Below are 24,598 nucleotides of genomic sequence, written 5' to 3' on the forward strand. Positions count from 1 at the left end.
CGTCGAGGGACGACGGCGAATCAGTCGTCCGTCATCTTGATGTTGAGGACGCGCACCAGGGCCGGTCCGGCCTTCTTCGTCCAGGTGTCGGGTGCTTCGTCGGCGCCCGAGGAGTCCTTGGTCTTCGCGCTGACCTCGAGGACCACGTAGTAGCCGGGCGAGTCCGGCTTGGCGCCCTGCTTGTACAGGTTCAGCTTGCCGTTCTGGCGGAACGCGTCCTGGACGAACAGCTTGTTCGCGAGGTCCTCGAAGCCGGAGTACGGGGCCGCGTCCGCCTTGGCCTTCTCGTACACGTCCTTGACCGGCGCGGCATCGCCGATCGCCTTGATGGTCATGGTGAGCTTGCCCGGCGTCGCGGCGTCCTGGAGGTTGGGCAGCTTGATCTGCACGGTGCACTCGGTGTTCCGGGGCGCCTTCGCGCCCTTGCGGCCCTGCCGCGAGCCCACGATGCTCGCGTCCGGGACCGCGTTCTGGATCTCCTTGTCGGAGAGCATCGTGCACGCGTCCGGCCACGTGCCGGTGTCCCCGGACGCCCGGAACTTGGCGCCGTCGGTGAACGCCACACCGGGCGGCGGGGTGTATCCGTCGGGGAACGCGACGCCGTTCTCCGCGACCGGCTTGTCACCCTTGTCGTTCTTCTTGTTGATCTCGTCGACGATGTACGAGGCCGCGACCGTGGCCAGCACGCCGCCGATCACCACGCCGAGCCAGCCCAGGATCGGCTTCAGCTTGCTCCGGCGCGGCGGCTCGTGGGGCGGCATCGGTCCGCCGGGGTACGGCTGTTGGTACATCCCGGGCTGACCGTACGGCGGCTGCTGCTGGTGCGGCCCGCCGTAGTGGTTCCCCCCTGGGTTCCCGATTCGTACCATCCCCGTACCCCTCCTGATGCCTGATCCGATGCGCTGTTCCGATGCGCTGTCGCCGTTGCTGCCCTACCGCGCGTACCGCGGGTTACATCCGTGCCACGAGGTAGCCGATGAGCGTCGGCCCGTACTGCTTGACGGCGTCGTCGCTCGGCAGCCTCGCCCCACCCGGACCGTCCACTCCGCTGGACATGTACAACTCCACGAAGTACGGGCCCTTGTGGAAGTAGATGTAGGAGTCGTCGCGGAACGCGTCGTCGGTGCCCAGCTTCGTGCCCAACTCCTCGAACGTGCCGAACGGCTTGCGTCCGTGGTTCTTCTTGGTGTCGCCGTAGTGGCCCTTCGCGATCGCCGGCGTGCTCACCTCGTGGAGTGTGAGCTCGATCTTGGCGTACGTCGGATACTTCGGATTGTTCGGGTCGGGTACATCGAGGTCGAACCTGCACTGGTTGTCGGCCGCGCCCGGGAAGTCGTACTTGACCGAGACGGTCGTGTCCGGCTTCCTGGTCTTGACCGTGGCGCCCTTGACGACCTTGCCGAGCTGCGCGTCCGAGAACATGTCGCACGCCTTCGGCCAGGTCTTGCCGTCGTTGGTCGCGTTGAATTTTGGCCCGGCGTCGGCCGGCGGCGCTGCGGGGAAAACCATCGGGCGATCGGCCGGCGCCGCGCTCTCGCCGGGCGGGCCGCTCTTGCCGCCGCCGGAGGCCCCCGGCGCCGCGGGGCCGACCGAGGTCGGGCCGGGCTTGGCGGTGTCCGCGTCGTCGTCCTTGTTCAGCAGCACGAAGCCGCCGACGCCCGCTCCGATCAGGACGACCGCGACCGCGGCCCACAGCGCGAACCGGTTGTTCCGGCGCGGCGGCGTGGGCTGCCCGTACGGGTGGCCGGGCGGTCCGTACGGACCCGGCGGCGGGTAGCCGGGCTGCTGCGGCGGATAGCCCTGTTGCTGCGGATGGCCCTGCTGCTGCGGGAAGGCCGGCTGCTGCGGCGGGTGTTGCGGGTACTGCCCGGGTTGGCCGTGGCCGCCGCCGTGCTGCCCGGGGCCCTGCGGCCAACCCCCGCTCACAGCTTCTGCCCGACGACTGCGGCCACGGTCGGACCGTACTGACGCGCCATGGTGTTCCCCTTGAGCGGGTTGCCCTGCGAGTCCTCGATCTGGGCGTCCACGGTGACCCAGACCCGGAAGCCGTTCTTGGAGATCTGCACCGTACGGTTGTCGCGGAACGCCCCGTCCACGCCGAGCTTGGCGGCCGGGATGTCGTCGTACTGGTCGGGGTATGCCTTGGTGGCCGTCTCCGCCTGCGTCTTCTCCTTGGCGAAGGAGGTCTTCTCGTCGGCCAACGGCTTGAAGCCGTAGGTGGTGACGTTGATCTTCGCGGGATAGTCCGAGGACTGCAGGTTCGGCAGGTCGAGCAGGATGTCGCACTCGTTGTCGTTGACGGCCTTGCCGAACATGTTCGAGTACCGACCCATGTAGCTCTTGCGCTCGCGGATCGTGGCTTCGGGGATGACCGTCTTGATCTCTTCGTCGGTCAGCAGGTCACAGGCCTTGGGCCAGGTCTTCGGGTCGACCGAGAGGTTGGCGAACTTGGGCCCGGTGATCGCGGGCAGCGTGTCCGGGATCTTCAGCGTGTTGGTGATGTCGGCCTTCTTGGGCCCGGTCGCGGCGGTGTTCTGCGGGGCGGCGGACTTGCCGGTGACGATCGGCGCGGCCGTGGTCTTCTGCGCGGCCGGGTCCTTCTTGTCGGTCGGGTCGTCGAAGCCGACCAGCGCGACCACGACGGATGCGACGATCGCGCCGGTGACACCGACGATCCAGGTGCCGATCACCTTCTTGCTGCGGCCCCCGCGCGGCGGCCGGCCGTTCGGGTCCAGCTGGATCGGGTTCTGCCCGTACTGCTGGTAGTGCCCGTACTGGCTGTACTGCGGGTACGGATAGCCGGCGGGCTCCTGGAAGCCGCCCTGCTGCTGCTGTTGTTGTTGCTGCTGCGGAAAGCCGCCGGGCTGTGGGTACCCACCCTGCTGCGGATAGCCACCCTGCGGCGGGCCCGGCTGTCCCTGCTGTCCCGGTTGTCCCGGCGGGCCGGGTGGCATCGGCGGCACAGGCGGATAGCCCTGACCATCGCTCATCGGGAGGTCCCCCTCGGATCTCGGCTTTCGCCTGGCGTGTGCTTGCAGGCATCAGGCGCGGAGACATGCTGCCATGCGCCTGGAGGGACCGCAGAGGTCAAGGGTGTCGTTTGTGGCGACATTCACCTGAATAAGTCTCCGGGGGCGCACAACGTTTCGATGACGCCATGCGTCCCGACCGCCGGGTCGCCACCGCCGGAAAACCGCCCCTCACAGCGCGCGAGGCACTAAAGTTGAGTCAGGAATACTCAAGCGATTTGACCGGTTGCACCCGACGGCTCATCCTTGAGCGACAACCACTCAACTCTTTCCGTGGAGGAAGCGAATCATGGCACGTGCGGTCGGTATCGACCTCGGTACGACGAACTCCGTCGTCAGCGTTCTGGAAGGCGGCGAGTCGACCGTCATCACCAACGCGGAGGGGTCGCGGACCACACCGTCCGTGGTTGCCTTCGCGAAGAACGGTGAGGTGCTGGTCGGCGAGGTGGCCAAGCGTCAGGCCGTCACCAACGTCGACCGGACCATCCGGTCCGTCAAGCGCCACATGGGGACCACGTGGTCCGTGGCGATCGACGACAAGAAGTACACCGCGCAGGAGATCAGCTCCCGCATCCTGATGAAGCTCAAGCGCGACGCCGAGGCCTACCTCGGCGAGAAGGTCACCGACGCGGTCATCACCGTGCCGGCGTACTTCAACGACGCCGAGCGGCAGTCCACCAAGGAGGCCGGCGAGATCGCCGGTCTGAACGTGCTGCGCATCGTCAACGAGCCCACCGCGGCGGCGCTGGCGTACGGCCTGGACAAGGCCGACGAGCAGACCATCCTCGTCTTCGACCTCGGCGGCGGCACGTTCGACGTGTCGCTCCTGGAGATCGGCGACGGCGTGGTCGAGGTCAAGGCCACCAACGGTGACAACCACCTCGGCGGCGACGACTGGGACCAGCGGGTCATGGACCACCTGGTCAAGCAGTTCCAGAACGCGCACGGCGTGGACCTGTCCAAGGACAAGATGGCCCTCCAGCGTCTGCGCGAGGCGGCGGAGAAGGCCAAGATCGAGCTGTCCTCCTCGATGGAGACCTCGATCAACCTGCCCTACATCACGGCCTCGGCCGAAGGCCCGCTGCACCTGGACGAGAAGCTCACCCGCGCCCAGTTCCAGCAGCTGACGCAGGACCTGCTCGACCGCACCAAGGTGCCGTTCCAGAAGGTCATCGAGGACGCGGGCATCCCGCTCTCGGCGATCGACCACATCGTCCTGGTCGGCGGCTCGACCCGGATGCCGGCCGTGGCCGACGTGGTGCGCGAGCTCACCGGCGGCAAGGAGCCCAACAAGGGCGTCAACCCGGACGAGGTCGTGGCCGTCGGCGCCGCGCTCCAGGCCGGTGTGCTCAAGGGTGAGGTCAAGGACGTCCTGCTGCTGGACGTGACGCCGCTGTCTCTCGGTATCGAGACCAAGGGCGGCATCATGACCAAGCTGATCGAGCGCAACACCACGATCCCGACCAAGCGTTCGGAGATCTTCACCACGGCCGAGGACAACCAGCCGTCGGTGCAGATCCAGGTGTTCCAGGGCGAGCGCGAGATCGCCGCCTACAACAAGAAGCTCGGCATGTTCGAGCTGACCGGCCTGCCGCCGGCCCCGCGCGGGCTGCCGCAGATCGAGGTCACCTTCGACATCGACGCCAACGGCATCGTGCACGTGTCCGCCAAGGACCTGGGCACGGGCAAGGAGCAGTCGATGACCATCACCGGCGGCTCCGGCCTGCCGAAGGACGACATCGACCGGATGATGCGCGAGGCGGAGGCGCACGCGGAGGAGGACCACCAGCGCCGCGAGGCTGCGGAGACCCGCAACCAGGCCGAGCAACTGGTGTACACCACCGAGAAGTTCATCAAGGACAACAGCGACAAGGTCCCGGCCGACGTGAAGACCGAGGTGGAGACCTCGCTCACCGAGCTGAAGGACGCCCTCAAGGGCGAGGACCTGGCCGCGATCCGCGACGCCGCGGAGAAGGTCAGCACCACGAGCCAGAAGCTGGGCACCGCGATGTACGCGAACTCCCAGCCCGGCGCCGAGGGTGCGGCCGGTTCGACCGGCGACGCCGCGGGCAACACTGCCGACGACGACGTCGTGGACGCCGAGATCGTCGACGAGGACCGTAAGGGCGGTGCTGCGTGACCGAAGGGACCGGCTCGAACCACGGCGCCGTCCCGGGCGACGCCCAAGAGACAGAGCCGAAGCCGGAAACCGGGACCGCCGCCTCGGCGGCGGCCCCGGCCCCCGGGGCGGCCGAGGCCGCCGAGCTGCGCAACCAGCTCGGCGAGCGCACGGCCGACCTGCAGCGGCTCCAGGCCGAGTACGCGAACTACCGCAAGCGCGTCGAGCGGGACCGCAACGTGGCGGGCGAACTGGCCGCCATCAAGGTGCTGAGCGAACTGCTCCCGGTGCTCGACGACATCGGCCGGGCCCGGGACCACGGCGAACTGGCGGGCGGCTTCAAGTCGGTCGCCGAGTCGCTGGAGTCGATCGTGGCCAAGATGGGGCTGCAGAGCTTCGGTTCCAAGGGCGACCCGTTCGACCCCACGGTGCACGAGGCGCTGCTGCACTCGTACGCGACCGATGTCACCGAGCCCACGTGCGTGGAGATCCTGCAGCCCGGCTACCAGGTCGGCGAACGGATCATCCGCCCGGCGCGGGTGGCGGTCGCGGAGCCCACGGCGGACGCCGAAGGCGGTCCGGAGGAGTCGGGCGAAGTGGCCGGCAGCTGAACCGTCACCGGGAACCAGACGACGAGAAGCGGAGAGGAGGGACGCCGATGCGCGGGTGGAGTGAATCCGGAAACGGGCGCTCGGAGCACGAGGGCACCCCGACCCGATCGGCGAGGGGCGCATGAGTACGAAGGACTACCTGGAGAAGGACTACTACAAGGTGCTCGGCGTCCCCAAGGACGCCGGCACCGCCGAGATCAAGAAGGCCTACCGCAAGCTCGCCGTCGAGTTCCACCCGGACAAGAACAAGGGTGACACCAGGGCCGAGGAACGGTTCAAGGAGATCTCGGAAGCCTACGACGTGCTCGCCGACGAGAAGCGGCGCAAGGAGTACGACGAGGCGCGGACCCTGTTCGGCAGCGGGGGCGGCTTCCGCGGCCCCGGCGGCGGGCCGGGCGGCGCCGGCGGCTTCCCCTTCGACCTCGGCGACATCTTCGGCGGCCAGCAGCAGGGCGGTGCGGGCGGCACCGGCGGCCTGGGCGACATCTTCGGCGGCTTGTTCGGCGGCGGTCGCCAGACCGGGCGCCAGCAGCCGCGGCGCGGCTCGGACGTGGAGTCCGAGGTCACCCTCGGCTTCGCGGACGCGGTCGACGGTGCGACCGTGCCGATCCGACTGACCAGCTCCGAGGCGTGTCGGCACTGCAACGGCACGGGCGCGGCCGCGGGCACCACCCCGCGGATGTGCCCGACCTGCGCGGGCTCCGGCAACGTGAGTCGACCGCAGGGCGGCTTCGGCTTCTCCGAGCCGTGCCGCGACTGCAAGGGTCGCGGACTGCTGGTGGACGACCCGTGCATCGTGTGCAACGGCAGTGGCCGGGCCAAGAGTTCGCGCACGATGCAGGTGCGGATCCCGGCCGGGGTCCAGGACGGCCAGCGGATCCGGCTCAAGGGCAAGGGGGCTCCCGGCGAGCGCGGCGGCCCCTCCGGCGACCTCTACGTCGTGGTGCACGTCAAGGCGCACGCCGTATTCGGTCGCAAGGGCGACAACCTCACCGTCACCGTGCCGGTCACCTTCCCGGAGGCCGCTCTCGGGGCGGAGGTCACCGTGCCCACCCTGGGCGGCGTCCCGGTCACGCTCAAGCTCCCCGCGGGCACGGGCAACGGCCGGACACTGCGCGTCCGCGGGCGTGGTGCGGCACGCAAGGACGGCACTCGGGGCGACCTCCTGGTCACCATCGAGGTGACGGTCCCGCAGCAGCTGAACGACAAGGCGCGCGAGGCGCTGGAGGCGTTCCGCGAGGCGACCGTCGCGCACGATCCCCGAGCCGATCTGTTGGACGCGGCGAAGGGGGCATGACATGCGACCGGGCGGCTTGGGCGGCGACGGCGGCATCGGCGGGCGGCGTGGCTACGAGATCGACGAGACCTCTCCGGTCTACGTGATCTCGGTGGCCGCACAACTGTCCGGCCTGCATCCGCAGACGCTGCGCCAATACGACCGACTCGGCCTGGTCTCGCCGGACCGCACGGCCGGTCGCGGGCGGCGCTACTCCGCCCGCGACATCATGCAGTTGCGCGAGGTGCAGCGGCTCTCCCAGGAGGCCGGCATCAACCTCGCCGGGATCAAGCGCATCCTGGAGCTGGAGAACCAGGTGCTCGCGCTGCGCATGCGCGTGGCCGAGTTGGAGCACGCGCTGCACGAGGCGACGGACGCGAGCGCCCGCCGCGAGGCGGCCGTTCATGCGTCCTACCGGCGCGACCTGGTCCCGGTCCGGCCGCAGGCGGGCACCGCGCTCGTGGTCTGGAAGCCCAGGCGCGGGCGTACCGACTGACCGACGGGCCGGCGGAATCGGCCGGCCATGGGATACACCGAGGGCGTGGCTTCGGCCGCGCCCCTCGTTCGTGCGGCGGCGGGCTGCGGCCGGCTCGCGGGCATTCCTTGATGCCGTTCGATACGCGTCAGTAGGGTCGCCGCATGAAGCCGAATCGTCGGGACGTCCTGAAGTACTCGGCCGCGAGTGCGGCACTGCTCGGAGCGGCGGCGTGCACCGACGCCAAGGACGAGCCGGACAAGAAGTCGAGCGATGCGCCCAAGTCCGGCGCCCCGACCCCGGGCGGCTCGGCCGCCCCGGCCGGCACCACGCTGGAACGCACCCTGGTGCTCGGCCCGCCCGGCGCGGGCGGCTACCGCAAGGTGGTCGCCGGTCCCGGCGAACCGCACCTGCTGCGCACCGAGTTGGCCCCCGGTGCCGGGCCCGGCATCAAGGCCAAAAGCCAACCGCTGGTCGCCTTCACCCAGTTGACGGACATACATATCCAGGACTCGCAGTCGACCGCGCGGGTGGACTTCCTGGACCGGCACAGCGACAAGGACCAGCCGTTCGCGAAACTGCTGCCGTTCCAGTCGTCGCACCGCCCGCAGGAGGTGCTGACCGCACAGATCGCCGAGGCGATGGTGCGGTCGCTGAACCGGATCGGCAAGGGCCCGGCCCTCGGCCAACCGCTGGCCTTCACCATCTGCACGGGCGACAACACCGACAACATCCAGTTCAACGAGCTGCGCTGGTACATCGACGTGCTGGACGGCGGCAAGAAGGTGACCCCGGACTCGGGCGACCGGAACAAGTACGAGGGCCCGATGGACGCGGTCGCGTACCACGAGCGCTACTGGCACCCGGACGGCACGCCGGCCGGGCAGAAGGACGACGTGCCCCGGCGCGACTACGGCTTCCCCACCGTGCCGGGCCTGCTCGACGCATGCCGGCGTCCGTTCGAGGCGACCGGCCTGAAGACCCCCTGGTACACCGCGTACGGCAACCACGACGGTCTGGTCCAGGGCAACCTGCCGGTCACCGAGTTGCTGGCCAAGGTCGCGGTCGGCGACGAGAAGGTGCTCGACATATCCCCGGGCCAGACCATCGTCTCGCTCGCGCTCGGGCTGCAGAACGGCAAGCCGGACGCCCTCGCCGCACTGCTGGCCGGCCCCAAGCGCAAGGTCACCCCCGACCCGGACCGCCGGCTGATCGACCGCGCGGAGACGATCAAGGAGCACTTCAACACCACCGGCCTGCCCAAGGGCCACGGCTTCACCCAGGCGAACCTGGACGCCAAGACCGCGTACTACAGCTTCGACCAGGGTCGGGTGCGCTGCCTGGTCCTGGACACGGTGAACCAGTACGGCCTGGACTCCGGCTGCCTGGACCCGACCCAGTTCGCCTGGCTCCAGGACCACCTGGTCAAGGGCAGTTCCAGCTACCTGGACGAGCAGGGCAAGGTGGTCCAGGGCACCGGCAAGGACATGCTGTTCGTGCTGTTCAGCCACCACACGATCGACACGCTGGTGAACAAGACGGTGCCCTCGGGGCAACCCGCGCGGATCCTGGGCCCGCAGGTGCTGGCGCTGCTGCTGCGCTTCCCGAACGTGGTGCTGTGGGTCAACGGGCACACCCACGACAACAACGTGAAGCCCTACCCGCGACCGGCCGGCAGCGCCGTCCCCGGCGGCTTCTGGGAGATCAACACCGCCTCGCACATCGACTGGCCCTCGCAGGCGCGGATCGTGGAGATCGGCGACAACAAGAACGGCACGCTCTCCATCTACGGCACCATCGTCGACTCCGCCGGGCCGGAGTCCAACGGCGGCAAGCTGGACGACCCGGTCGCCCTGGCCGCACTCGCCCGCGAACTCGCGGGCAACGACTGGCAGGAGCGCGACCGCCCCGACCCCAAGGTGGACGGCCGCCGCGGTCGACTGGAGGACCGCAACGTGGAACTGCTGGTGCCGACGCCGGCGTGGCTCACCTAGGCCGTGTCCGGCCCGGGCGCCGCGGTCGGCCGGCCGGGCCGTCGCACCCAGCCGGCCGGTGCGGGTGCGGAGTCACCACACCACCGTCACCACCCGCGCGCAGCGGGATTTGGAGCGCTTGACCAGTTCGCCGTTGGGCCGGTCGCTGCCCGCGACCCAGGCCATCGCCTCGCCGGGGCTGCGCCCGCCCCGGCGCTGGCGCCTGGTCAACCGCTCGTCGCGGACCCGGTCCGAGGCGTGCACGTACCAGACCTCGGTCATCAGGCAGTAGGCGTCGGTCCAGCCGGGGGCGTCCAGCGCAAGGTAGTTGCCCTCGGTCACCACGATCCGGGTGCCGGGTCGGACCACGTGCCGTGCGGCCACCGGTTCGTGCAGCGTGCGGTCGTAGTCCGGCACGTACACGTCCCGGTCCACCTCGTGCACCACGCGCGCCAGCGTGCTCGCGTAGCCCCACACGTCGAAGGTGTCCACCGCGCCCTTGCGGTGCAACCGGCCGACCCGCTTGAGCTGCAGGTTCGACAGGTGGAAGCCGTCGAGTGGCATGTAGGCGGCGGTGCCGGCGCCGACCCGCTGCTCGATCGCGCGCACCAGGCGACCGGCGAGGGTGGACTTCCCGGCGCCCGGTGGACCGGCGAGGCCGAGCACGACACGGTCGGCGTCGGGCGCCGCCGGAATCAGCCGTACCGCCGCATCCGCAAGCGCGTCGAGCGTTTCGAGGGCACCGGACACATCTGGCATGTCCGCAGTCTAGGCATCCCCGGCGACACACGGTTGAGTGGAATAGACTCAACTTAGTTGTGGTTCTCACAGTCAAAGAACCGTTCGGGTGCGGTACACACGCGGCACGGACGGGATGATGGCCGTGACAGCGCGTGCCCGAAGCGAAGGAGTCGCACACCTCACATGGATGCACAGAAGCTCACCACCGTCAGCGCATCCATTGAGCACACACTCTGACCTGCACCTAGGCCCCGTTCGCTAACGGACGGGGCCTTTCCGTACCCGCGGACACCTCGGGCAGGTCGATGCTCTGGGCAAGAGGCGCAACATGCGTAGCCCGATCCTCCCGGGTTGCGCTTACCCTGAAGCTGCCTACACGTCGAACCCGGGGGCCAAAATGGAGATCGGCGCAGAGCTGACCATTGGTGACCGCATCCGCATCTACCGCACTCGTAAAGGAATTTCGCAAGCCGCGCTCGGCGGTTTGATCGGCCGTTCCGAGGATTGGGTATCGCGCGTCGAGCGCGGGGTGCTCCCGATCGACCGGTTGTCGCTCCTGCTTGAGATCATGCGCGTGCTGGGCCTTCGTGACCTGACCGACCTGACGGGTCGGGCCCTTGCTCTGGCCCCGAATGGCACCCTGGAACATTCGTCGGTGCCTGCGATCCGGGCAGCAATGAACACGCTTCCGTCGCTGCTCGGCCGGGACCTCCCGGGCGAACCCCTGACGGCCCGGCAACTTGCTGACCGAGTTGACGAGGTGTGGACGACCTACGAACGCGAGATCGACAGATACGCTCTCGTCGGGCCTGTCCTACCCGGGTTGCTGCACGAGGCAAATCTCACCCTGCGCCTATCGAGCGGCGACGAGGAAACGCAGGCAGTGATCGCGCTCGTGTCGCTCTATCACTTGCTACAGGTCTACCTGCGTCGCGTGGGTGAGGTCGAACTCTCGCGCGTCGCTGCGGACCGCGCGCTCATGCTTGCCGAGTCGACCGGCGATCCTGTGCTGAGCGCAGCTAGCGCGTGGAACCTATGCACCGTGCTTACGGTGCGGGGACATGTAACCGAGTCCCTTGACCTGGCTCGCTCAGCCATGGACACATACGCACCCGGTAGTAACGCAACTCCAGAACACGTCTCCGTCTACGGCGCTCTGCACCTGGCCGCAGTTATTGCCGCCGTTCGCGGCGGGAATGCGCCAGCAGCGTGGGACTACCTACGGGCCGCGGACGAGGTGGCGCGCCGGAACCGTGCGGATCGGAACGATTGGCGTACGAGCTTCGGGCCGACCAACGTAGCAATGCACGGCGTGCACCTGGCAGCCGAAGAAGGGGATGCAGCGGAAGCCCTTCGACTTGCCGACCATGTCGAGGTGAATCCGCTTCTCCCGCTAGAGCGGCGGACTCGATACCGGGTCGAGGTGATGGCAGCGCACAGGCTCAAGCGCGATGACCTCGGAACCCTGTTCGTCTTGCAGCAGATTGCCGCCGAGTCGCCCGAAGAGGTGAAGTTCTTCCCGCTCGTTCGTGATGCTGTGCGCGATTTGCTGAAGCGTCAGCGCCCGACATATAGGTCTGAGCTGCGGGAACTCGCTGCGAAGGTCGGGGTTCTGGAGTAGCCCGCTCCAAGACAGAAACCCGGAACCAGGAGCGACCCGGAGGAATCTTCCGGGTCGCTCTGTTACGTCCACCCTACGGTCTGCGACATGGTGACAATCGCGAACTCGACCCTAGGGGGCGACGTGACCGCGAATCCCGTGCAGGGGTGGCGAGTTGCTCGCGCGTCCGACAAGCCTCCCTATCGCACTCAAGCCGGCCGGTTGGCTGTTCCGGTGTGGCTGTCGCGCGACGGCGAGTTCATCGCCGACGTAACTCTCGTGCTCGACGGCCGTGATGTCGAAGCACTGCACAGCGCGTTCGAGATCATGCTCGCCGGCGGTGCCATGACCAATGACGTCCCATGTCGGCGCACGGCAGGGGGCAGTGATGTACCACAAGGGTGACCACGTCGAGCCAGCAGATGAGGCACACCGCGCGGTGCGTCACCCCGGCGAGATCGTCATGATGCAGACCCTTCCCAACAACGGGCAGAAGCTCACGGTCCGCCCGTTCGACGGGTCGCCTGTCTGGGTTATGCCGTCCGGCAGTGTGCGCTCGATCGAGCCGCCGGAGGATGCGGCGTGACGGACAATCACTCGCGCACGGAGCGCCGCAGCAAGCCAGACGGAAGCCTGTACCGCATTTCACCGGCTGCCTGCGTCCGGATCGACGGCGGGCATTGGTGGGCGGAACAGGTCGAGTCGCTGCCCGACAACGTAACTCGCAAGCTGTGCCGCGACTGTGGTGAACAGACACTCGTCGGTGTGAAGCCGCCGCCACGTCCCTGATCTGCCGTGCCGCCGAACCCATTTGGTCGTGGCTACCGGCGGCACGGCGCTAGTCCCTCCCTGCCTCCCCATGGTCCGGTCGGCAGGGAGAGTCCGGCACACCGGAAGCGCCGGACGAGAGGCGGCCACTCGATCTGCACCGCGTGGCCGCCTCTCCCCTATTCAGCAGCAACCGAACGAGGACACATGGCACACAACCCTACGAAGGTCCGGTCCGGTTACAACATGTCGGAACGGGACTGCTTGCAGAACTACAACTCGCATGCAGCCAACCCGCAGGGCGACGGCACGGTGACGTGCTCTCGTTGCGGCGCGACGGCGAGTGACACCGGAGGTGTTTGACGTGGTCGAGTACAGCGAATGGCGGACGTTCCGCCCGGTCAACGCCGCGGTAGCGAAGGGTGACCCCGTGCGCTACGTCGAGAACGAGACCGGCCGCCCGCGCGGGGTACTCGTTCGAGTAGAGGGCACCACCGCGTATGTGCAGCCGCACGCCAGTCACGAGCCGCAGTGGTCCGCGCCGCTGCGCTTCCTCGCGCTGGACACCGAACGCGCCGCGCTGTTGCCGCCGTTGGTGCGCAAGGCTGTTGAGCTTGGTCCCGTGGCCACGCGAGACGCGCGTCTCATGACGGGCGCCCGGACAGGTGTGTCCCTCAAAGACCTGGCCAAGCGCCAGGTGGACGAGGCCGCAGCGTGACCGGGACGAGACGTGAATGAAGATCGGCCCTATCGCCGGTTTGCGGCGCCGCCGGTTGGTAGTCCGTCCGTCCGCTGCGAGGTGCTGCCCGCAGTGGTTGCGCGCCGCCAGGACGACGAGCCGCCGCGCCGCACGACGCGCCGTGTGGTGAAAGGCGATTGGGTCCGGATCAACGCGGAGAACGAGCGCGCCGGGCAGCCGGACGGGGAGGTGATCGAGACCGACGAGTTTCCGCCCGGTCGTTGCGTGACCGTGAAGCCTCCCGGCCATACGGTCCCCTGGTTTCGGTGGGAACACGAGGTGCACCACGTGCCGCGCCCGCCTGGCCGGTAGCTCCAAAACCGGAAGCCCCGACCCCTCACCGGGTCGGGGCTTCCTTGCGCTGCTATCCCATGAGTTCCACGACGGTGACTAGCAGCGAGTTGTTCGTGATCTGGTAGACCACGATCACGCTGCCGCACGTCGCCTCGCGCCTGTCCTTGTGGTACGTCGCCGACGAGCCGCACCCGTAGGGATCCTGGGCGATACGCGACATGCCGTTGTCCAGGTCCCGGCGCTTGTCAGCCGGCAGATTCAGGCGGGCCCTCTCGCAGGCGGGACTGTACGCGACCGAGTACGACACTCCGGTCCTCCCCCATGATCGTCATTGCATCCGCTTCGTCGTGGATCCCTTCGACCCAATCGTGTGTCCGCTCGATCGCCTCTTCGACGTCCGGGCGGGTTCGACGCGCCCACCTGTTGAGGGTCAAGAGCAGATCCCGCGCTGGCGTGTCCTCGATCGACTTCGTGAACTCGTCGCGCTGGTCCGCGGGCAGCGCATCACGGATGCCGGCGATCGTGGCCGGGAGTTCGATTAGCTCACCGGTTACCCATGTGCGCCACGTACGCCCGTCCGGCTCCCGTCCGTCCTGCTGTTCCTGCTCGTCCATAGGCATCCCATCGTGTGCGTCATGGCCCGGCTACGGCCAGTGTGCCCCCGCTCCGGGCGGTGGGTGAAGCGCACGGTGGGCCAGGAACGACAAAGAAGCCCCCACCGCCCGTGAGGGCAGTGGGGGCATTTGTGTTCAGCGGCCGGTCGACTGCCAGAGGGTGACGGCAAGCGATGCCGCGGCGATCAGCGCGGCGATAGAAGGGAGTGGCCACCGGGACCGCTCGATCGAGTCGAGGCGCGATTCGTGGTCGGCGATCCGTGCGTCGGTCTGGTCGGACCGCTGAACGAGCAGCGCGAGCGATCCGTCGGTGCGGGCGAATCCGACCTCGACGGCGCCGCGGAGCCGTTCGAGTTCGAGCGTGACCGCGGCCGGGTCGTTGGGGGATGGGGTCACGAGCTGTCTCCGCTGTCGGGGTGCTTGCGCAGCAGCGCGCGAAGGTCACCGTTCGGGATGGGATCGGTCCGCAGCCACGACGGCAGAAGCCGCTGTACGACCGGCAGCGCCATCACACGGGTGGCGCCGCCGGCTACGGCCAGGACGACGCCGACGCCGGCCGCGGTCTCCGGAATGCCGGACGCGCTGATGATCAGGGGTAGGCCAGCGGCCAAGCCGAGCACGGCCTGCACGACAGTGCGGATGGTGCGGCGAGTGTCGTCGGTCATCAGGCCACGACCTTGAAGCCGTGCCCGTCGGCAAGCCGGCGCAGCGACGTGTCGCCCGGGATCCCGTCGGCATCGGTCCCGTGGTAGCCGAGCCGACGCTGCCATTCGGCGTACGCCGTCACCGTGGCGGTACCGAAATGGCCGTCGACGAGTTCCCAGTCGAGCAGGCCCTCGGCGGCGAGCGCGGACTCGACCAGCCGTACCGGCCCGTAGGTGACGGGTGTGCCGTTCGCCGCCGGGTTGCTGCGGGCCGCGGTGATCAGTCGGGACAGCGACACGTCGGTCGACGGCGTCGGCGTGGTCGGCGTCGAGTCGCCGAGTCGGGCGGCGACGTCGGCCCGGAAGCGGTCCATGCTGAAGCTGGGATCCGGCTTCCGGCGCGTCCACTCCTTGTGGCCGATGATCGAGTTCGCCGACCAACCATGGGCGCGGCAGATGCCCGCGGCCCAACGCACAACCTGCTCGTACTGCTTGGCCGGGTAGGGGCGGGCGTCTCCCCAGTGCTCGACCTCGATCCCGTACAGCCGCACGTTCCCGTCGACTTCGTCGGGGCCCGGTGCGTACGGCGCGCCCGACTCGGCGATCACGCGGTCGAGAACGCGCGCCGAGCCCTTACCGGCGTGGTTGGCCCGGCCGTTGCCGACGAGGTAGATACGGGCGTCGCGCGCTGCGACTGCATGGCAGACCGGGCCCGGCAGGGAGGCGTCGCCGTCATAGCAGTAGTCGACCATGCCGGACCCGACGCCGGCCGTGTGGTGGATGATGAGCCCGTTGACCGGGCCCCACGCTCCCTTGTGGTTGCGGTTGTGGGTGCGCCACGAGCGATGCTCGACGACGTCGACACCCTCGGCTCGGAGCGCGGCGACCATGCGGTCGGCAGTCAGGGGGGTTGCCACGATGTGACTCCAGACATGAAGAACGCCCCGGGCTGCTGCCACGGGGCGTGAGGGGTTGCGGGCCGAGTTACGAGATGGCGGCCCAAATGGCGTTGGAGTCCGGCACCAGGGCGGCCGGACTGAACGAGGCGGGCAGGGTCGTGGCGCCGCTCGTGATGGGCGCGCCGAACCGGATGGGTCCAGATCCCCAGCGCGCGCCGCCGGCCGGCTGTACGCCGAAGCTCGCGCCCCTGGCCAGGATCGGGAACTGAGCCGGTGTGCCGTTCAGCAGGAACGCGACGTAATACACGCCGGGCGCTGCGGCGTACGGGGTCGTCAACGCGAACGCGTTTCCGTAGGCGACCCATGACGCATGCAGCGATGCCGTTTGGGCAACGCGCGCGCCGGATGCGTCGTACAGGCCGGCCCAACACGCGTTGGCCGTGAGGCCGGTGCCTGCGAACCCGATTGCGAACGCATGCACGCGGTTGACGGTTGCCGCCCGGTGGAGCTTGACGGCGACCGTGTACACGCGGCCGGCGGCCGGCGTCTGCCCGTCGCCCGGTATCGCCGGCGTCGAGCCGGGGCTGCCCGGGAACTGACTCGCGAGCGCCGGGTCGAATGCCCACGCGAGGAACCCGGAGTCGACCGCTCCCCACTCGCCGGTATCCGGCAGTTGGGTCACGGGCACGGTGCCCGCGGCGTCGAGGGCGGCGACGCCGGACGCTGCGCCAACCGCGGTCGACCGGACGTACCGGGCGTCGCCGGCGCCCAGGTCGAGCGCGCCGACCGCGGCGGCGTCGAGCACTACCGCGCCCGTCCTGCCGTTGACCGATGCAACCGCACTGGCGACCGGGGGCAACTGCGCCGCGGGCACGCGTCCGTCGGCGCCGAGCTGCGCCACGCCGGACGCTGCGCCGACCGCGGTCGAGGGGACTGCGCCGACGTCGGCCGCGCCGAGCACGATGTCGGCCAGGCTCTTGCCGTTGACGCTGCGCACGAGTCCGTCGGCGCCGCGCGGGCCCTGCTCGCCGCGGTCGCCCTGCGGCCCGATGGGACCGCGCTCGCCTTCCGGGCCCTGCTCGCCGCGTGGGCCCGGTGGCCCGACTACGGGTAGGTAGTTGGGTTTGGTGGGGTCGCGCGGTGCGACGTCGGCCAGGTCGACGCGCGGTTCGGCGCCCGGCAACAGCAGTTGGTACGACCGCTGTTCGGCCACTCCGGCGAGCTGCTCGGCGACGGTGTACGACCATCCGGTCGGCTCCATGCCGGGCGCGTCGGTCGCGGGCAGCGCGACCGAGATCTGCCCCTGCGCGTCGAGGTTCACGCGGACGGGGCCGCCGAGTATGACGTCGTGAGTGCCGAAGGTCAGCATTGCCGGCGCGCGGAAGATCACGGCGCCCGAAAGGGGGGTGCCGTCGGGGCTGAGGTAGCGGCCGGTCACCGTGACGGTGGGAAGGCCGGTGGGCAACATGTCGGCCTCCTACTCGTCGACCCGGCGCAGGCCGGGCGGTGGGGTCGGTGCGTCGTCGGGCACGTCGGCCGGGCTGGGCGCTGCGGCGCGGGCAACGCCGGACGGGGGCCGCGGTTCCTCGTCGACGTTGATCGTGTTGCGTCCGTACGCCGTGTAGACCCGGGTTTCGATCTGGTAGCCGCTGCCGTTGACGAAGTGCTCGACGGTCCAGTCGGCGAACTGAAGGAACCTCGATCCGTGCATGGGGTAGTTGATGGTTCGGTAACCCCACGCATTGCCGGGCACGTCCCACTCGTCGACCGTGGTCGAGTCGCCGCCGTCGAGGGTGCAGCGCACGCGCACCCGCCCGCCGGCCGGACCGCCGACGTACGAGGCGAGTTCCATGTGCGTCACGGCGTGCTGTACGGGTCCGCCTCCCCACCATGCCTGTGCCCACGTGCGGTCGGCGGTCTGCATGCGGATGGTCGGGTGAATGATGATCGGGATCCACGGGCGGCCGAGATGGCGGTCGCTCAAGGCGTCGTCCATCAGCAGCACGTCGCCGTCGCCGGGCGACCGGGCCCACATGCGCAGCATGCCGTTCGCCAGGCCGCCACCGAGACCGGACCCTTCGAGTTGAAGGGCGGGCGTGCCGTCCTGGCGGGCCATGTGGACACCCCACGTGCCGTCGGACCACTGGCCGGCCCGGAACACGGGCTTCGACGATCCGGGCGGATAGACGGCGAGCGTCCCGCCCTCCCCGATCCGCACGTCGCCGTGCACAACCTCGTTCATCGCCGGCCGCATCTGCGCTCGGCCGGTCAACTCGCGCACCTGACGTTCGAGTTCGCGGATGCGGTCGAGCAGGTCGAGCGGAATCGCAGCCACTACGGTGCCTCCAGGTAGAGCTTTGCTGTCTCGGGAGTGCCGCGGGCGGGCGGCGTGATGGCCATGCCGACGACCCGGTACCGCGCGTCGAGGCCCTGCGGCCACCACAGGTCACGCACGCGGATGCGGACGGTGGAGCCGAGCAACGCGGGTGTCAGGCTGCCGTCGACGAGCACGGTTACGTCGGGGATGGTCACCGGGTTGAGCGCGCGTGCGTGGTCGGCGCGTGCATGCGCGTCGAGGGTGGCCTGCTGCTCGACCGTGGTGTGATCCGACGTGCCGTCGAGCCGCGGCCACCCCTGCTCGATCGACGCGTCGTCGACGAGTTCGGCGGACAGGAGCGGCGTGCTCGCTTGGGCTTGGTTGTTGTTGGTCGACGACCCTCTGCTCTGCCACGTGATCGCGAGTCCACTGGCGTCGGTGGCCCAGGTGTAGGAGCGGATCGGGCCCGGGTGGTCGAGGACGACGTCGGTCGAGCCGGCCCTGATGACCGGGTGACCGAGGATGAGCCGCTTGATTCGGCGGCCGGTGCTCGGGTCGCGAAACGAGGCGATGCGCCACTCGAATCCGTCCTCGACCGCGGCGAGTTGGTCGATCAGGTCTCGGATCCGGGGGACGTCGTACCGGCTGTACGTGCGGTCGCGCAGGATGCCCGACACCTCGCTGCCGTACTCGATCCCGATGTCGCCGCCGGGCATGCTTTGCGCGTACTCGACGAGGCCGCGGGCGATATCGAACTGCTCCGTCTGCACGGCCTGCTGTGTGTGGTGCAGGACCCGACGGCCCAGGTAGGTATCCCAGGTGCCGGCCTGCACGTCCACCGACAGCCGCCCGCGGTCGTCACTGGCGACGCTCGCCGTCCACACGATGCCGCCCCACCAAATGTCGCGACCGCGCTCGACCCACACCGCGGTTCGACCGGGCAGCAGCGCGGCACGCACACGGCCGGCTACCGATGCGTTCGGGATCGGGATCGAGCCGCGCAGGCTGCCCGGCTTCCCGATGTAGTCCTCGATCGACACCGACCCGATGGGCAGCACGTCGAGAAGCTGATCGGTGCGCAGGTCACACACGATCACGCGGTAGGGGCTAGTCGACATAGGCCCGGCAGTTCAGACTGATCCACCCGACGTCGGGCCCGTAGTAACGGATACCGCCGTCCCCGTCGATGTCGAGGCGCGACGCCTGGATGCTCGTCCACTGCGTACCGATCGGCACGCTCTGCCCGGTCGCCGGGCGCAGCCCCCCGGGGAGGGTGGCGACCTTCTCGGCGGTGACGTTGCCGCTGTTCTTGCGGACGGCGCCGCGAATCTCGATCGTGGCGCCGTTCAGTCGGCAGCGCGGTGTGTCGCCCTGGCCGACGTATCCGCCGCTGAGCGCGAGCGGTTGCCACGCCGGGGCCGCTGTCGCCGGGTACGGCTGCCATGCGGCGCCGTCCCACCGTTCGAGGCCCGTTCCGTTGTCGCGGTACTGGCCGGCGTAGGCGCCCGGGTCGGACTGTCCGGCGCCGCGGGGTGCGATACCGCCGTAGGCCGCGGTGTACTGCCGGCGGTCGGTGACGGCGGTCGACCACGCGATGCCGCCCGTGCCCGCGGAGGTGCCGGCCGGGACGGTGATGTCCCAGAGCGGGAGCGCCGACGGTGGAAGGTTCGGCGGGGTCGGCCCGGCAGCCGGTTCGCCGCTCTTGATCTCGACGGTTGCGAGGGTCTGCCCGTCGAGGTCGTACAGCGCGTCGTACACGCGGACGACGACGGTGTCGATGCGGGTCCACTGTGCGTGTCCGTCGGTCACGGTGAGGGTCTCGGGGCTGGTGATCGCCACCGGGTAGGCGCCCTGGAGGGCCGTGCCCTGAACGACCGCGCGGCCGATGCCGATCTGACACGACATCGTGCCGGTGCTCGTGAGGGCGAGTGCGGGTCCGCCGGCAATGACGCCGGGTCGGCTGGTGATGGGGCCGGCGGGGGTCATGGTTCCCACCGGGACGGCGCGGGTGTCCGCTCGGGTCTGCCCCTGGGGCAGCAGCCACGCGCTACGCACGGTCATGGGGGTTGCCTCCTACCAGTAGGCGGAGCGCCACCGCAGAGCAGCGGACGCGCGGGGGTCGGTCGAGTCGGGTGCAGCGCGGAACAGGAAGCTGTGCGTCCCGGGGGAGAGGGTGAACAGCCCTTCCGGAACGCTGCGGTGCGTCGCGGTGTAGAGGCGGGAGGCAGCGCCGTTCAGGGTGACCGTGCCGGTGCCGGTGTCGACGACGAGCAGGTCGTCGGCGGCGAGTTCGATGTCGTACTCGATCGTGTCGCCGGTCGACACGTTGGTGATCGAGGGCAGCGCCACGGGCCCGCGGATCTCGACGAGCGGGTGTGCGGGTGCGTCGCCCCTGTTGGTGGCGAGCATGGCGCCGGTCGACCCGGCGGCGCCGAAGTCGAGCGGCCAGAGCAGCCCTTCGACGGGCAGGTGCCAATCGAGGCCCGGCTCGGCCGCGGGCAGGCCGGTGACGACCTGGTGCTCGGTCAGTTCGTAGCGCCGGGGGTCGGTCGCCTCGAACTGGAGCGCGCCGCCGGTGACGACGCCGACGGCGTACCCGCCGACGCCGACCGGGATCATGCGGCGCAGACAGCGGGCCCACACCATCAGCGGCGGCTCGTCGTCGAGGGCGATCACGAGCGGCACCTCGTCGTCGCGGACCGCGGTCGCCCGCCGGAGCAGGGCGGTTGCTGCGCCTACGGCGCCCGGCTCCGTACGGATCACCACGCCGTCGAGCGTGATTGTCCGCGGCTGCGCCAGGAGGCTGCCCGGGTGGGCGCCGTGCGCGTCCGCGCGGGCGACCGTGCCCGAGTCGAGCGCCGGAAGCTCCTCCCACCCGGACAACTCGCGCCACCCGAACGGGGTACCGGGGCCGAGCAGCAGGTCGCCGAACTGCACGTGTCCCGGGCGGGTGACCTGCTCTCCGGCCATGGTCACCCCCCGGCTTTGGCGCGCCACGCGAGCGCGAGCGCCATCTCGTCGGCCGACGCGTCGCCGGCGAACCAGTTCTCGATGTGCACGCCGTTCGACGAGCTGCTGCTCGCCGCGAACGCGCCGCGGTTCGGCACAGCGGCCGAGGTCGTGAGCGCGTCGAGCGTGGTCCGGTTCGGGATTGCGACGAGTCGCTGCATGCTGCGGGTGACTGCGGGCGCGCCGGCGTCGATGCCGTCGACGATGCCCTGCGGGATCCAGCGGCCGACCTGATCACGCATCACGCGCGACGGCGAGTTGATCCCCAAGGCTTTCCTGATCGGTCCCGGAATCTTGTCCGATACCCAACTCGAAAGTTTGCTGACCAGCCACCCGCCCATGCCCTCGATGCCGGCCCACAGGCCGCGCACGAGGTCACCGCCGGCCGACAGCAGCAGTCGACCCAAGTCGCCGAGCGAGCTGAGGATCGACCCGGGCAGGCCGCTGACCCAGGCAAAGAGGGCCCAGGCCTTCTCTATCGAGCCGCTCTTGATCGCGTCCCAGGCTCCCGAGACGGTGCGGACGATCCAACCCCACACACGCTTGGTCGCGCCCGAGATCTCGTCCCAGTAATAGATCACAAGACCGGCGACGAGCACGATGGCGGCGATCACCCACGCGACCGGGCCCATGGCCAGAATCCACGCGGCAGCCATTTGGGCGCCGCGGATCATCGCTTGCGCGCCCATGAGTGCCCACCCACCGACGATCACCGCGGCCGAGATGACCGCCTGCGCCGCGGCGGCGATCCAACCGCCGATGGTCGCCCAGTGCGCGGCGACCGAGGTTGCCGCGCTCGTCGTGGCGGTCGTTCGGGTGAGGACCCACGCCACGACCTGTGTCGCCGCGCTCGTGGTCGCGCCGATTGCCGCCGCAATCATGGCAGGCAACAGGAACAGCATGATTGCCGTTCCGACGGCGAGAATCGGCACCTTATTGTCGCCGATCCATTTCGCCGAGTCGCGCATCGCGGGCACCAAATCGCCCCGCACCCATCCGGCAATCGCCGAAACGGTCGGCCCGAAGTGGTCACGCAGGAAGACGGCTACTTCCTTGATTACCGGCAGCGCCTTAGCGCCCAGGAAATCGACGAATGCCTGCGACACGGCGCGCTTGAATTGCTCGATCTGCGTCGACGCGTTGTCGCGCATTGTGTCGCCCGCTTTGGCCGCTGCGCCGGACACGTCGCCGAGCGCGGCCACCGCCGTTTTGGGGTCGAGCGAATATAGGGAGGCTCCCAGGTCTTCGGCTTTCGTGCCGAAAAGGCCGACAGCCGCCGTATTCCGCTCTACCGGGTCCTTCATAGCGCGCAGGCGATCGAGTACCGTCTGCAAGCCGGCGGACGCTTCCGGACCGCCCTTGGCTATCTGAGCAGTCATTTTCTCGGCGTCGAGGCCAAGCGACTTGAACGCTTCGGCGCTCGACTTCGAGCCGTCGATCGCCCGAATGCCGAATTCCTTCAAGGCGTCGGCGAGGAAGTCGGAGTCCCGCGCGCCGCCTTGTAGGCCCTGCTGTAGAAGGCCCATTGCCGTCTGTGCATCGAGACCCAAACCTTTGAATACGGTCGGGTATTCCGTGAAAGTATCGAGCAAATCCTCTTGCTTGTTGACGCCGTTCTGCGTCCCCTTTACGAGGATGTCGAGGGCAGCCTCGGCATTGGGTGCAAGCCCGTTCTTGAGGATCGTCGAGACTGCGCTCGTCGTTTTCCCGAGATCCTCGCCCATGATCTTGGACGTGTCGTAGATCTTGGTCGAGATTGATTCAAGCTGGGCATTCGACGCCTCCGGCGGCAAGATGCCTTTCTGCATGATGTTCTTGATGACTTCGGTACCCTCTGCGAAATCATCGACCACCGCGCTCGTGAACAATTTGCCGGCGACGTCGCCGTATGCTTTGGCGTTCTTCGACGTGGCGCCGAGCTGCGCCGTCAGGAGGTCGCCGGCCTTGTCCTGGGACATGGCTTCGGTGAGCCCCGCCGTGAGCGCGACGCCGGCCGCGGCGCCGCCGGCGAGCGCAGCAAGCTTGAGCTTGCCCATGCCGCGTTCGACGCCGGCCGCGGCTGCTTCGCCGCCGGCCTGCCCGCCCTCGCCGAGTTCCCGCTCGATCGCGTCGCCCGCCGTATCTGCGGTGCTTGCCGCGCCACGCATGGCGCTCTCTGCCCGCGCGGCGCCGGCTTCTGCGCCGCTCGCGTCGAGGGTGATCGTCCCGGCCAACTCGCCGACGGTGAGCGCCACGTGATCACCTCCGGGCAGTCGGGCCGCGCGGGGGCGGTGCGTTGTCAGGAGGGTTGAACAGGCGCGCGAGTCGCGACGCTTCAATCGAGAGCAGGCCCAGGACGCGAACGCGCATCCATCGCCACGAGCGGGCGCGCAACAGGCCGGGCTCGCCGACGTCGACGCCGTAGTGCTCGTGCAAGTCGGCTTCGACGAGCAGCCACTCGTCGAGGATCCGGGCCCATGTGACGTTGGCTAGGCGCGCGGCTTCTTTGCCTTGCCGCGGGCGCCGGCCTTCCGGGTACTCGTACCACTCGTAGAGCCCCGAGACCGGGTCTTGCTCGCCGCACCCGATTGGGCCCTGCGAGCTGCTCGGTTCGGGGCCAAGCGGGAAGGGTCGCCGACCGAGTTCCAATACGTCTCGGCCGCGGTCCGATCCTGCGCGATCCACACCATGGCGGTGATCGCGGCGTGCTTGAGCGCCGGCCACGAGACGCCGGCGGCGAGCATCTCGTCGTGAGCGGCGCCGAGTACCTCTCGGTACAGGTCACGCTCGGCAGCGTCGCCGAGCACCTCCTCGTCGATCTGTCCGCCGTCGGCGGCGACCGCGGCGGCGTGGATCAATGCTTGGGTGCGCAGGCCGATCTCGGCCGACGGGGCGGGCACGACGTACACGCGGTCGCCGATTGGCAACGGCAGTGTCTCGTCGAGCAGTTCGCCGAGAGCCTTGAACCCCATCAGGCAGCGTCCGGCGACTTGGCGACGCGCAGGCCGGGCGTCTCCGGTGTGACCGGGTTCGCGATCTCGACGAGCGGGCCGGAACCGGTCAAGGTCACCTTGACGGTGTCGACCTCGTCGGGGCCTCCGCCGTCCGGCTCCCAGGTGACCAGCGCGGTTCCCTGGTATGCGTCGTCCGGAACCCCGTTGCGGTCGTAGTACCGGATGCGCACGTACGACGCTGCGCCGAACTTCATGCCGGCCTTGCGAAGCTTCTCCTGTACGGGGTTGAACGCGCCGGTGGTCGGGTGCGCGCGGTGCGCGATGGTCACCTCGACCGACCACGCGTACATGGTGACTGCCTGTTCGACCCAGCCCTCGGCGTCGTAGGTGGTCACGTCCTGCTGCGTCGGCTCGACCTTCGGAACGAATTCCGTGATGCCGATGAGCGGCGACCACGTCGCCGCCGAGCTGGTGCCGGTGTCGACGTCGAGGCGGTACCGGCGCGCGAGCGCGGTCACGGTCTCGACAGGTGGCGTCGGTGTGCTCATGCTGTCCCC

Annotated in this window: 28 protein-coding genes; 11 read left to right on the top strand and 17 right to left on the bottom strand. The window is 69.3% G+C overall.

Going from position 1 to position 24,598, the window contains the following annotated elements:
- Nucleotides 1-20: 20 nt before the first annotated feature.
- From ACZOOI_RS13280 to ACZOOI_RS13290, 3 genes are all read right to left on the bottom strand, one after another.
- Nucleotides 21-869, bottom strand: a complete 849-nt coding sequence (locus ACZOOI_RS13280; protein WP_396011499.1) for a hypothetical protein — start codon at nucleotides 867-869, stop codon at nucleotides 21-23.
- Nucleotides 870-951: 82 nt separating this feature from the next.
- Nucleotides 952-1,926 carry a hypothetical protein gene (locus tag ACZOOI_RS13285; RefSeq protein WP_465280841.1) on the bottom strand — a complete coding sequence of 325 codons (975 nt, stop codon included), beginning with the start codon at nucleotides 1,924-1,926 and terminating at the stop codon, nucleotides 952-954.
- Entirely contained in the window at nucleotides 1,923-2,990 is a 1,068-nt protein-coding gene (locus ACZOOI_RS13290; protein ID WP_465280842.1) for a hypothetical protein, read from the bottom strand. Before ACZOOI_RS13290 ends, ACZOOI_RS13285 begins: the two co-directional genes overlap by 4 nt.
- A gap of 328 nt (nucleotides 2,991-3,318) precedes the next feature.
- Here ACZOOI_RS13290 and dnaK point away from each other — a divergent pair, with 328 nt between their 5' ends.
- From dnaK to ACZOOI_RS13315, 5 genes are all read left to right on the top strand, one after another.
- Nucleotides 3,319-5,169: a molecular chaperone DnaK gene (gene dnaK, locus ACZOOI_RS13295; protein ID WP_391589214.1), complete on the top strand. Its 1,851-nt coding sequence runs from the start codon at nucleotides 3,319-3,321 to the stop codon at nucleotides 5,167-5,169.
- Nucleotides 5,166-5,759 (top strand): nucleotide exchange factor GrpE, encoded by a 594-nt coding sequence (gene grpE, locus ACZOOI_RS13300; RefSeq protein WP_465280843.1) that lies wholly within the window; start codon nucleotides 5,166-5,168, stop codon nucleotides 5,757-5,759. Before dnaK ends, grpE begins: the two co-directional genes overlap by 4 nt.
- 121 nt (nucleotides 5,760-5,880) lie before the next feature.
- Nucleotides 5,881-7,056 (top strand): molecular chaperone DnaJ, encoded by a 1,176-nt coding sequence (dnaJ, locus tag ACZOOI_RS13305; RefSeq protein ID WP_391589216.1) that lies wholly within the window; start codon nucleotides 5,881-5,883, stop codon nucleotides 7,054-7,056.
- 1 nt (nucleotide 7,057) lies between these two features.
- Nucleotides 7,058-7,531, top strand: a complete 474-nt coding sequence (locus ACZOOI_RS13310; RefSeq protein ID WP_465280844.1) for a heat shock protein transcriptional repressor HspR — start codon at nucleotides 7,058-7,060, stop codon at nucleotides 7,529-7,531.
- A gap of 143 nt (nucleotides 7,532-7,674) precedes the next feature.
- Nucleotides 7,675-9,504 (top strand): TIGR03767 family metallophosphoesterase, encoded by a 1,830-nt coding sequence (locus ACZOOI_RS13315; protein ID WP_465280845.1) that lies wholly within the window; start codon nucleotides 7,675-7,677, stop codon nucleotides 9,502-9,504.
- Nucleotides 9,505-9,576: 72 nt separating this feature from the next.
- Here ACZOOI_RS13315 and ACZOOI_RS13320 read toward each other — a convergent pair whose 3' ends face one another.
- The gene (locus ACZOOI_RS13320) at nucleotides 9,577-10,242 is read right to left on the bottom strand and encodes a nucleoside/nucleotide kinase family protein (RefSeq protein ID WP_465280846.1); all 666 of its coding nucleotides are present in this window, start codon (nucleotides 10,240-10,242) and stop codon (nucleotides 9,577-9,579) included.
- Between the two features lie 379 nt (nucleotides 10,243-10,621).
- Here ACZOOI_RS13320 and ACZOOI_RS13325 point away from each other — a divergent pair, with 379 nt between their 5' ends.
- The 6 genes from ACZOOI_RS13325 (at nucleotide 10,622) to ACZOOI_RS13350 (ending at nucleotide 13,643) form a co-directional block, all read left to right on the top strand.
- Entirely contained in the window at nucleotides 10,622-11,845 is a 1,224-nt protein-coding gene (locus ACZOOI_RS13325) for a helix-turn-helix domain-containing protein (RefSeq protein WP_465280847.1), read from the top strand.
- 87 nt (nucleotides 11,846-11,932) lie between these two features.
- Nucleotides 11,933-12,229, top strand: a complete 297-nt coding sequence (locus tag ACZOOI_RS13330) for a hypothetical protein (RefSeq protein ID WP_465280848.1) — start codon at nucleotides 11,933-11,935, stop codon at nucleotides 12,227-12,229.
- The gene (locus tag ACZOOI_RS13335; RefSeq protein ID WP_465280849.1) at nucleotides 12,213-12,410 is read left to right on the top strand and encodes a hypothetical protein; all 198 of its coding nucleotides are present in this window, start codon (nucleotides 12,213-12,215) and stop codon (nucleotides 12,408-12,410) included. Before ACZOOI_RS13330 ends, ACZOOI_RS13335 begins: the two co-directional genes overlap by 17 nt.
- Nucleotides 12,407-12,613 (top strand): hypothetical protein, encoded by a 207-nt coding sequence (locus ACZOOI_RS13340; RefSeq protein WP_465280850.1) that lies wholly within the window; start codon nucleotides 12,407-12,409, stop codon nucleotides 12,611-12,613. The genes ACZOOI_RS13335 and ACZOOI_RS13340 overlap by 4 nt, the downstream gene beginning before the upstream one ends.
- A 343-nt stretch (nucleotides 12,614-12,956) precedes the next feature.
- Entirely contained in the window at nucleotides 12,957-13,310 is a 354-nt protein-coding gene (locus tag ACZOOI_RS13345; protein WP_465280851.1) for a hypothetical protein, read from the top strand.
- Nucleotides 13,311-13,322: 12 nt separating this feature from the next.
- Nucleotides 13,323-13,643 (top strand): hypothetical protein, encoded by a 321-nt coding sequence (locus tag ACZOOI_RS13350; protein ID WP_465280852.1) that lies wholly within the window; start codon nucleotides 13,323-13,325, stop codon nucleotides 13,641-13,643.
- A 52-nt stretch (nucleotides 13,644-13,695) separates the two neighbouring features.
- On the opposite strand, the gene ACZOOI_RS13355 is transcribed toward ACZOOI_RS13350, so the two are convergent.
- From ACZOOI_RS13355 to ACZOOI_RS13415, 13 genes are all read right to left on the bottom strand, one after another.
- A complete protein-coding gene (locus tag ACZOOI_RS13355; protein WP_465280853.1) occupies nucleotides 13,696-13,845 on the bottom strand; it encodes a hypothetical protein in 150 nt (49 codons plus the stop codon).
- Nucleotides 13,846-13,870: 25 nt separating this feature from the next.
- Complete coding sequence (locus ACZOOI_RS13360) at nucleotides 13,871-14,239, bottom strand: hypothetical protein (protein ID WP_465280854.1); 369 nt, start codon at nucleotides 14,237-14,239, stop codon at nucleotides 13,871-13,873.
- Nucleotides 14,240-14,374: 135 nt separating this feature from the next.
- The gene (locus tag ACZOOI_RS13365; protein WP_465280855.1) at nucleotides 14,375-14,635 is read right to left on the bottom strand and encodes a hypothetical protein; all 261 of its coding nucleotides are present in this window, start codon (nucleotides 14,633-14,635) and stop codon (nucleotides 14,375-14,377) included.
- Nucleotides 14,632-14,904, bottom strand: a complete 273-nt coding sequence (locus ACZOOI_RS13370) for a hypothetical protein (protein ID WP_465280856.1) — start codon at nucleotides 14,902-14,904, stop codon at nucleotides 14,632-14,634. The genes ACZOOI_RS13365 and ACZOOI_RS13370 overlap by 4 nt, the downstream gene beginning before the upstream one ends.
- A complete protein-coding gene (locus tag ACZOOI_RS13375) occupies nucleotides 14,904-15,800 on the bottom strand; it encodes an N-acetylmuramoyl-L-alanine amidase (RefSeq protein ID WP_465280857.1) in 897 nt (298 codons plus the stop codon). Before ACZOOI_RS13375 ends, ACZOOI_RS13370 begins: the two co-directional genes overlap by 1 nt.
- A gap of 67 nt (nucleotides 15,801-15,867) precedes the next feature.
- Nucleotides 15,868-17,250, bottom strand: a complete 1,383-nt coding sequence (locus ACZOOI_RS13380; RefSeq protein ID WP_465280858.1) for a phage tail protein — start codon at nucleotides 17,248-17,250, stop codon at nucleotides 15,868-15,870.
- Between the two features lie 9 nt (nucleotides 17,251-17,259).
- Nucleotides 17,260-18,117 (bottom strand): hypothetical protein, encoded by an 858-nt coding sequence (locus ACZOOI_RS13385; protein ID WP_465280859.1) that lies wholly within the window; start codon nucleotides 18,115-18,117, stop codon nucleotides 17,260-17,262.
- The gene (locus ACZOOI_RS13390) at nucleotides 18,117-19,196 is read right to left on the bottom strand and encodes a hypothetical protein (protein ID WP_465280860.1); all 1,080 of its coding nucleotides are present in this window, start codon (nucleotides 19,194-19,196) and stop codon (nucleotides 18,117-18,119) included. The genes ACZOOI_RS13385 and ACZOOI_RS13390 overlap by 1 nt, the downstream gene beginning before the upstream one ends.
- A 10-nt stretch (nucleotides 19,197-19,206) precedes the next feature.
- Complete coding sequence (locus ACZOOI_RS13395) at nucleotides 19,207-20,160, bottom strand: hypothetical protein (protein ID WP_465280861.1); 954 nt, start codon at nucleotides 20,158-20,160, stop codon at nucleotides 19,207-19,209.
- A gap of 12 nt (nucleotides 20,161-20,172) precedes the next feature.
- Complete coding sequence (locus ACZOOI_RS13400) at nucleotides 20,173-21,069, bottom strand: phage distal tail protein (protein WP_465281180.1); 897 nt, start codon at nucleotides 21,067-21,069, stop codon at nucleotides 20,173-20,175.
- A gap of 2 nt (nucleotides 21,070-21,071) precedes the next feature.
- Entirely contained in the window at nucleotides 21,072-23,342 is a 2,271-nt protein-coding gene (locus ACZOOI_RS13405) for a phage tail tape measure protein (protein WP_465280862.1), read from the bottom strand.
- A gap of 234 nt (nucleotides 23,343-23,576) precedes the next feature.
- A complete protein-coding gene (locus ACZOOI_RS13410; protein ID WP_465280863.1) occupies nucleotides 23,577-24,059 on the bottom strand; it encodes a DUF7426 family protein in 483 nt (160 codons plus the stop codon).
- Nucleotides 24,059-24,589, bottom strand: a complete 531-nt coding sequence (locus ACZOOI_RS13415) for a phage tail tube protein (RefSeq protein ID WP_465280864.1) — start codon at nucleotides 24,587-24,589, stop codon at nucleotides 24,059-24,061. Before ACZOOI_RS13415 ends, ACZOOI_RS13410 begins: the two co-directional genes overlap by 1 nt.
- Between the last annotated feature and the right edge of the window lie 9 nt (nucleotides 24,590-24,598).

It is taken from the genome of Embleya sp. L77, assembly GCF_055557415.1.

Bases quoted from the DNA above. Each gene is read 5' to 3' on its own strand.
- ACZOOI_RS13380 (WP_465280858.1), bottom strand. From the start codon at position 17,250: ATGTTGCCCACCGGCCTTCCCACCGTCACGGTGACCGGCCGCTACCTC.
- ACZOOI_RS13370 (WP_465280856.1), bottom strand. From the start codon at position 14,904: ATGACCGACGACACTCGCCGCACCATCCGCACTGTCGTGCAGGCCGTG.
- ACZOOI_RS13415 (WP_465280864.1), bottom strand. From the start codon at position 24,589: ATGAGCACACCGACGCCACCTGTCGAGACCGTGACCGCGCTCGCGCGC.
- ACZOOI_RS13280 (WP_396011499.1), bottom strand. From the start codon at position 869: ATGGTACGAATCGGGAACCCAGGGGGGAACCACTACGGCGGGCCGCAC.
- ACZOOI_RS13325 (WP_465280847.1), top strand. From the start codon at position 10,622: ATGGAGATCGGCGCAGAGCTGACCATTGGTGACCGCATCCGCATCTAC.
- ACZOOI_RS13330 (WP_465280848.1), top strand. From the start codon at position 11,933: ATGGTGACAATCGCGAACTCGACCCTAGGGGGCGACGTGACCGCGAAT.
- ACZOOI_RS13310 (WP_465280844.1), top strand. From the start codon at position 7,058: ATGCGACCGGGCGGCTTGGGCGGCGACGGCGGCATCGGCGGGCGGCGT.
- dnaK (WP_391589214.1), top strand. From the start codon at position 3,319: ATGGCACGTGCGGTCGGTATCGACCTCGGTACGACGAACTCCGTCGTC.
- ACZOOI_RS13360 (WP_465280854.1), bottom strand. From the start codon at position 14,239: ATGGACGAGCAGGAACAGCAGGACGGACGGGAGCCGGACGGGCGTACG.
- ACZOOI_RS13410 (WP_465280863.1), bottom strand. From the start codon at position 24,059: ATGGGGTTCAAGGCTCTCGGCGAACTGCTCGACGAGACACTGCCGTTG.
- ACZOOI_RS13335 (WP_465280849.1), top strand. From the start codon at position 12,213: ATGTACCACAAGGGTGACCACGTCGAGCCAGCAGATGAGGCACACCGC.
- dnaJ (WP_391589216.1), top strand. From the start codon at position 5,881: ATGAGTACGAAGGACTACCTGGAGAAGGACTACTACAAGGTGCTCGGC.
- ACZOOI_RS13320 (WP_465280846.1), bottom strand. From the start codon at position 10,242: ATGCCAGATGTGTCCGGTGCCCTCGAAACGCTCGACGCGCTTGCGGAT.
- ACZOOI_RS13400 (WP_465281180.1), bottom strand. From the start codon at position 21,069: ATGGCCGGAGAGCAGGTCACCCGCCCGGGACACGTGCAGTTCGGCGAC.
- ACZOOI_RS13395 (WP_465280861.1), bottom strand. From the start codon at position 20,160: ATGACCGTGCGTAGCGCGTGGCTGCTGCCCCAGGGGCAGACCCGAGCG.
- ACZOOI_RS13315 (WP_465280845.1), top strand. From the start codon at position 7,675: ATGAAGCCGAATCGTCGGGACGTCCTGAAGTACTCGGCCGCGAGTGCG.
- ACZOOI_RS13355 (WP_465280853.1), bottom strand. From the start codon at position 13,845: ATGTCGCGTATCGCCCAGGATCCCTACGGGTGCGGCTCGTCGGCGACG.
- ACZOOI_RS13290 (WP_465280842.1), bottom strand. From the start codon at position 2,990: ATGAGCGATGGTCAGGGCTATCCGCCTGTGCCGCCGATGCCACCCGGC.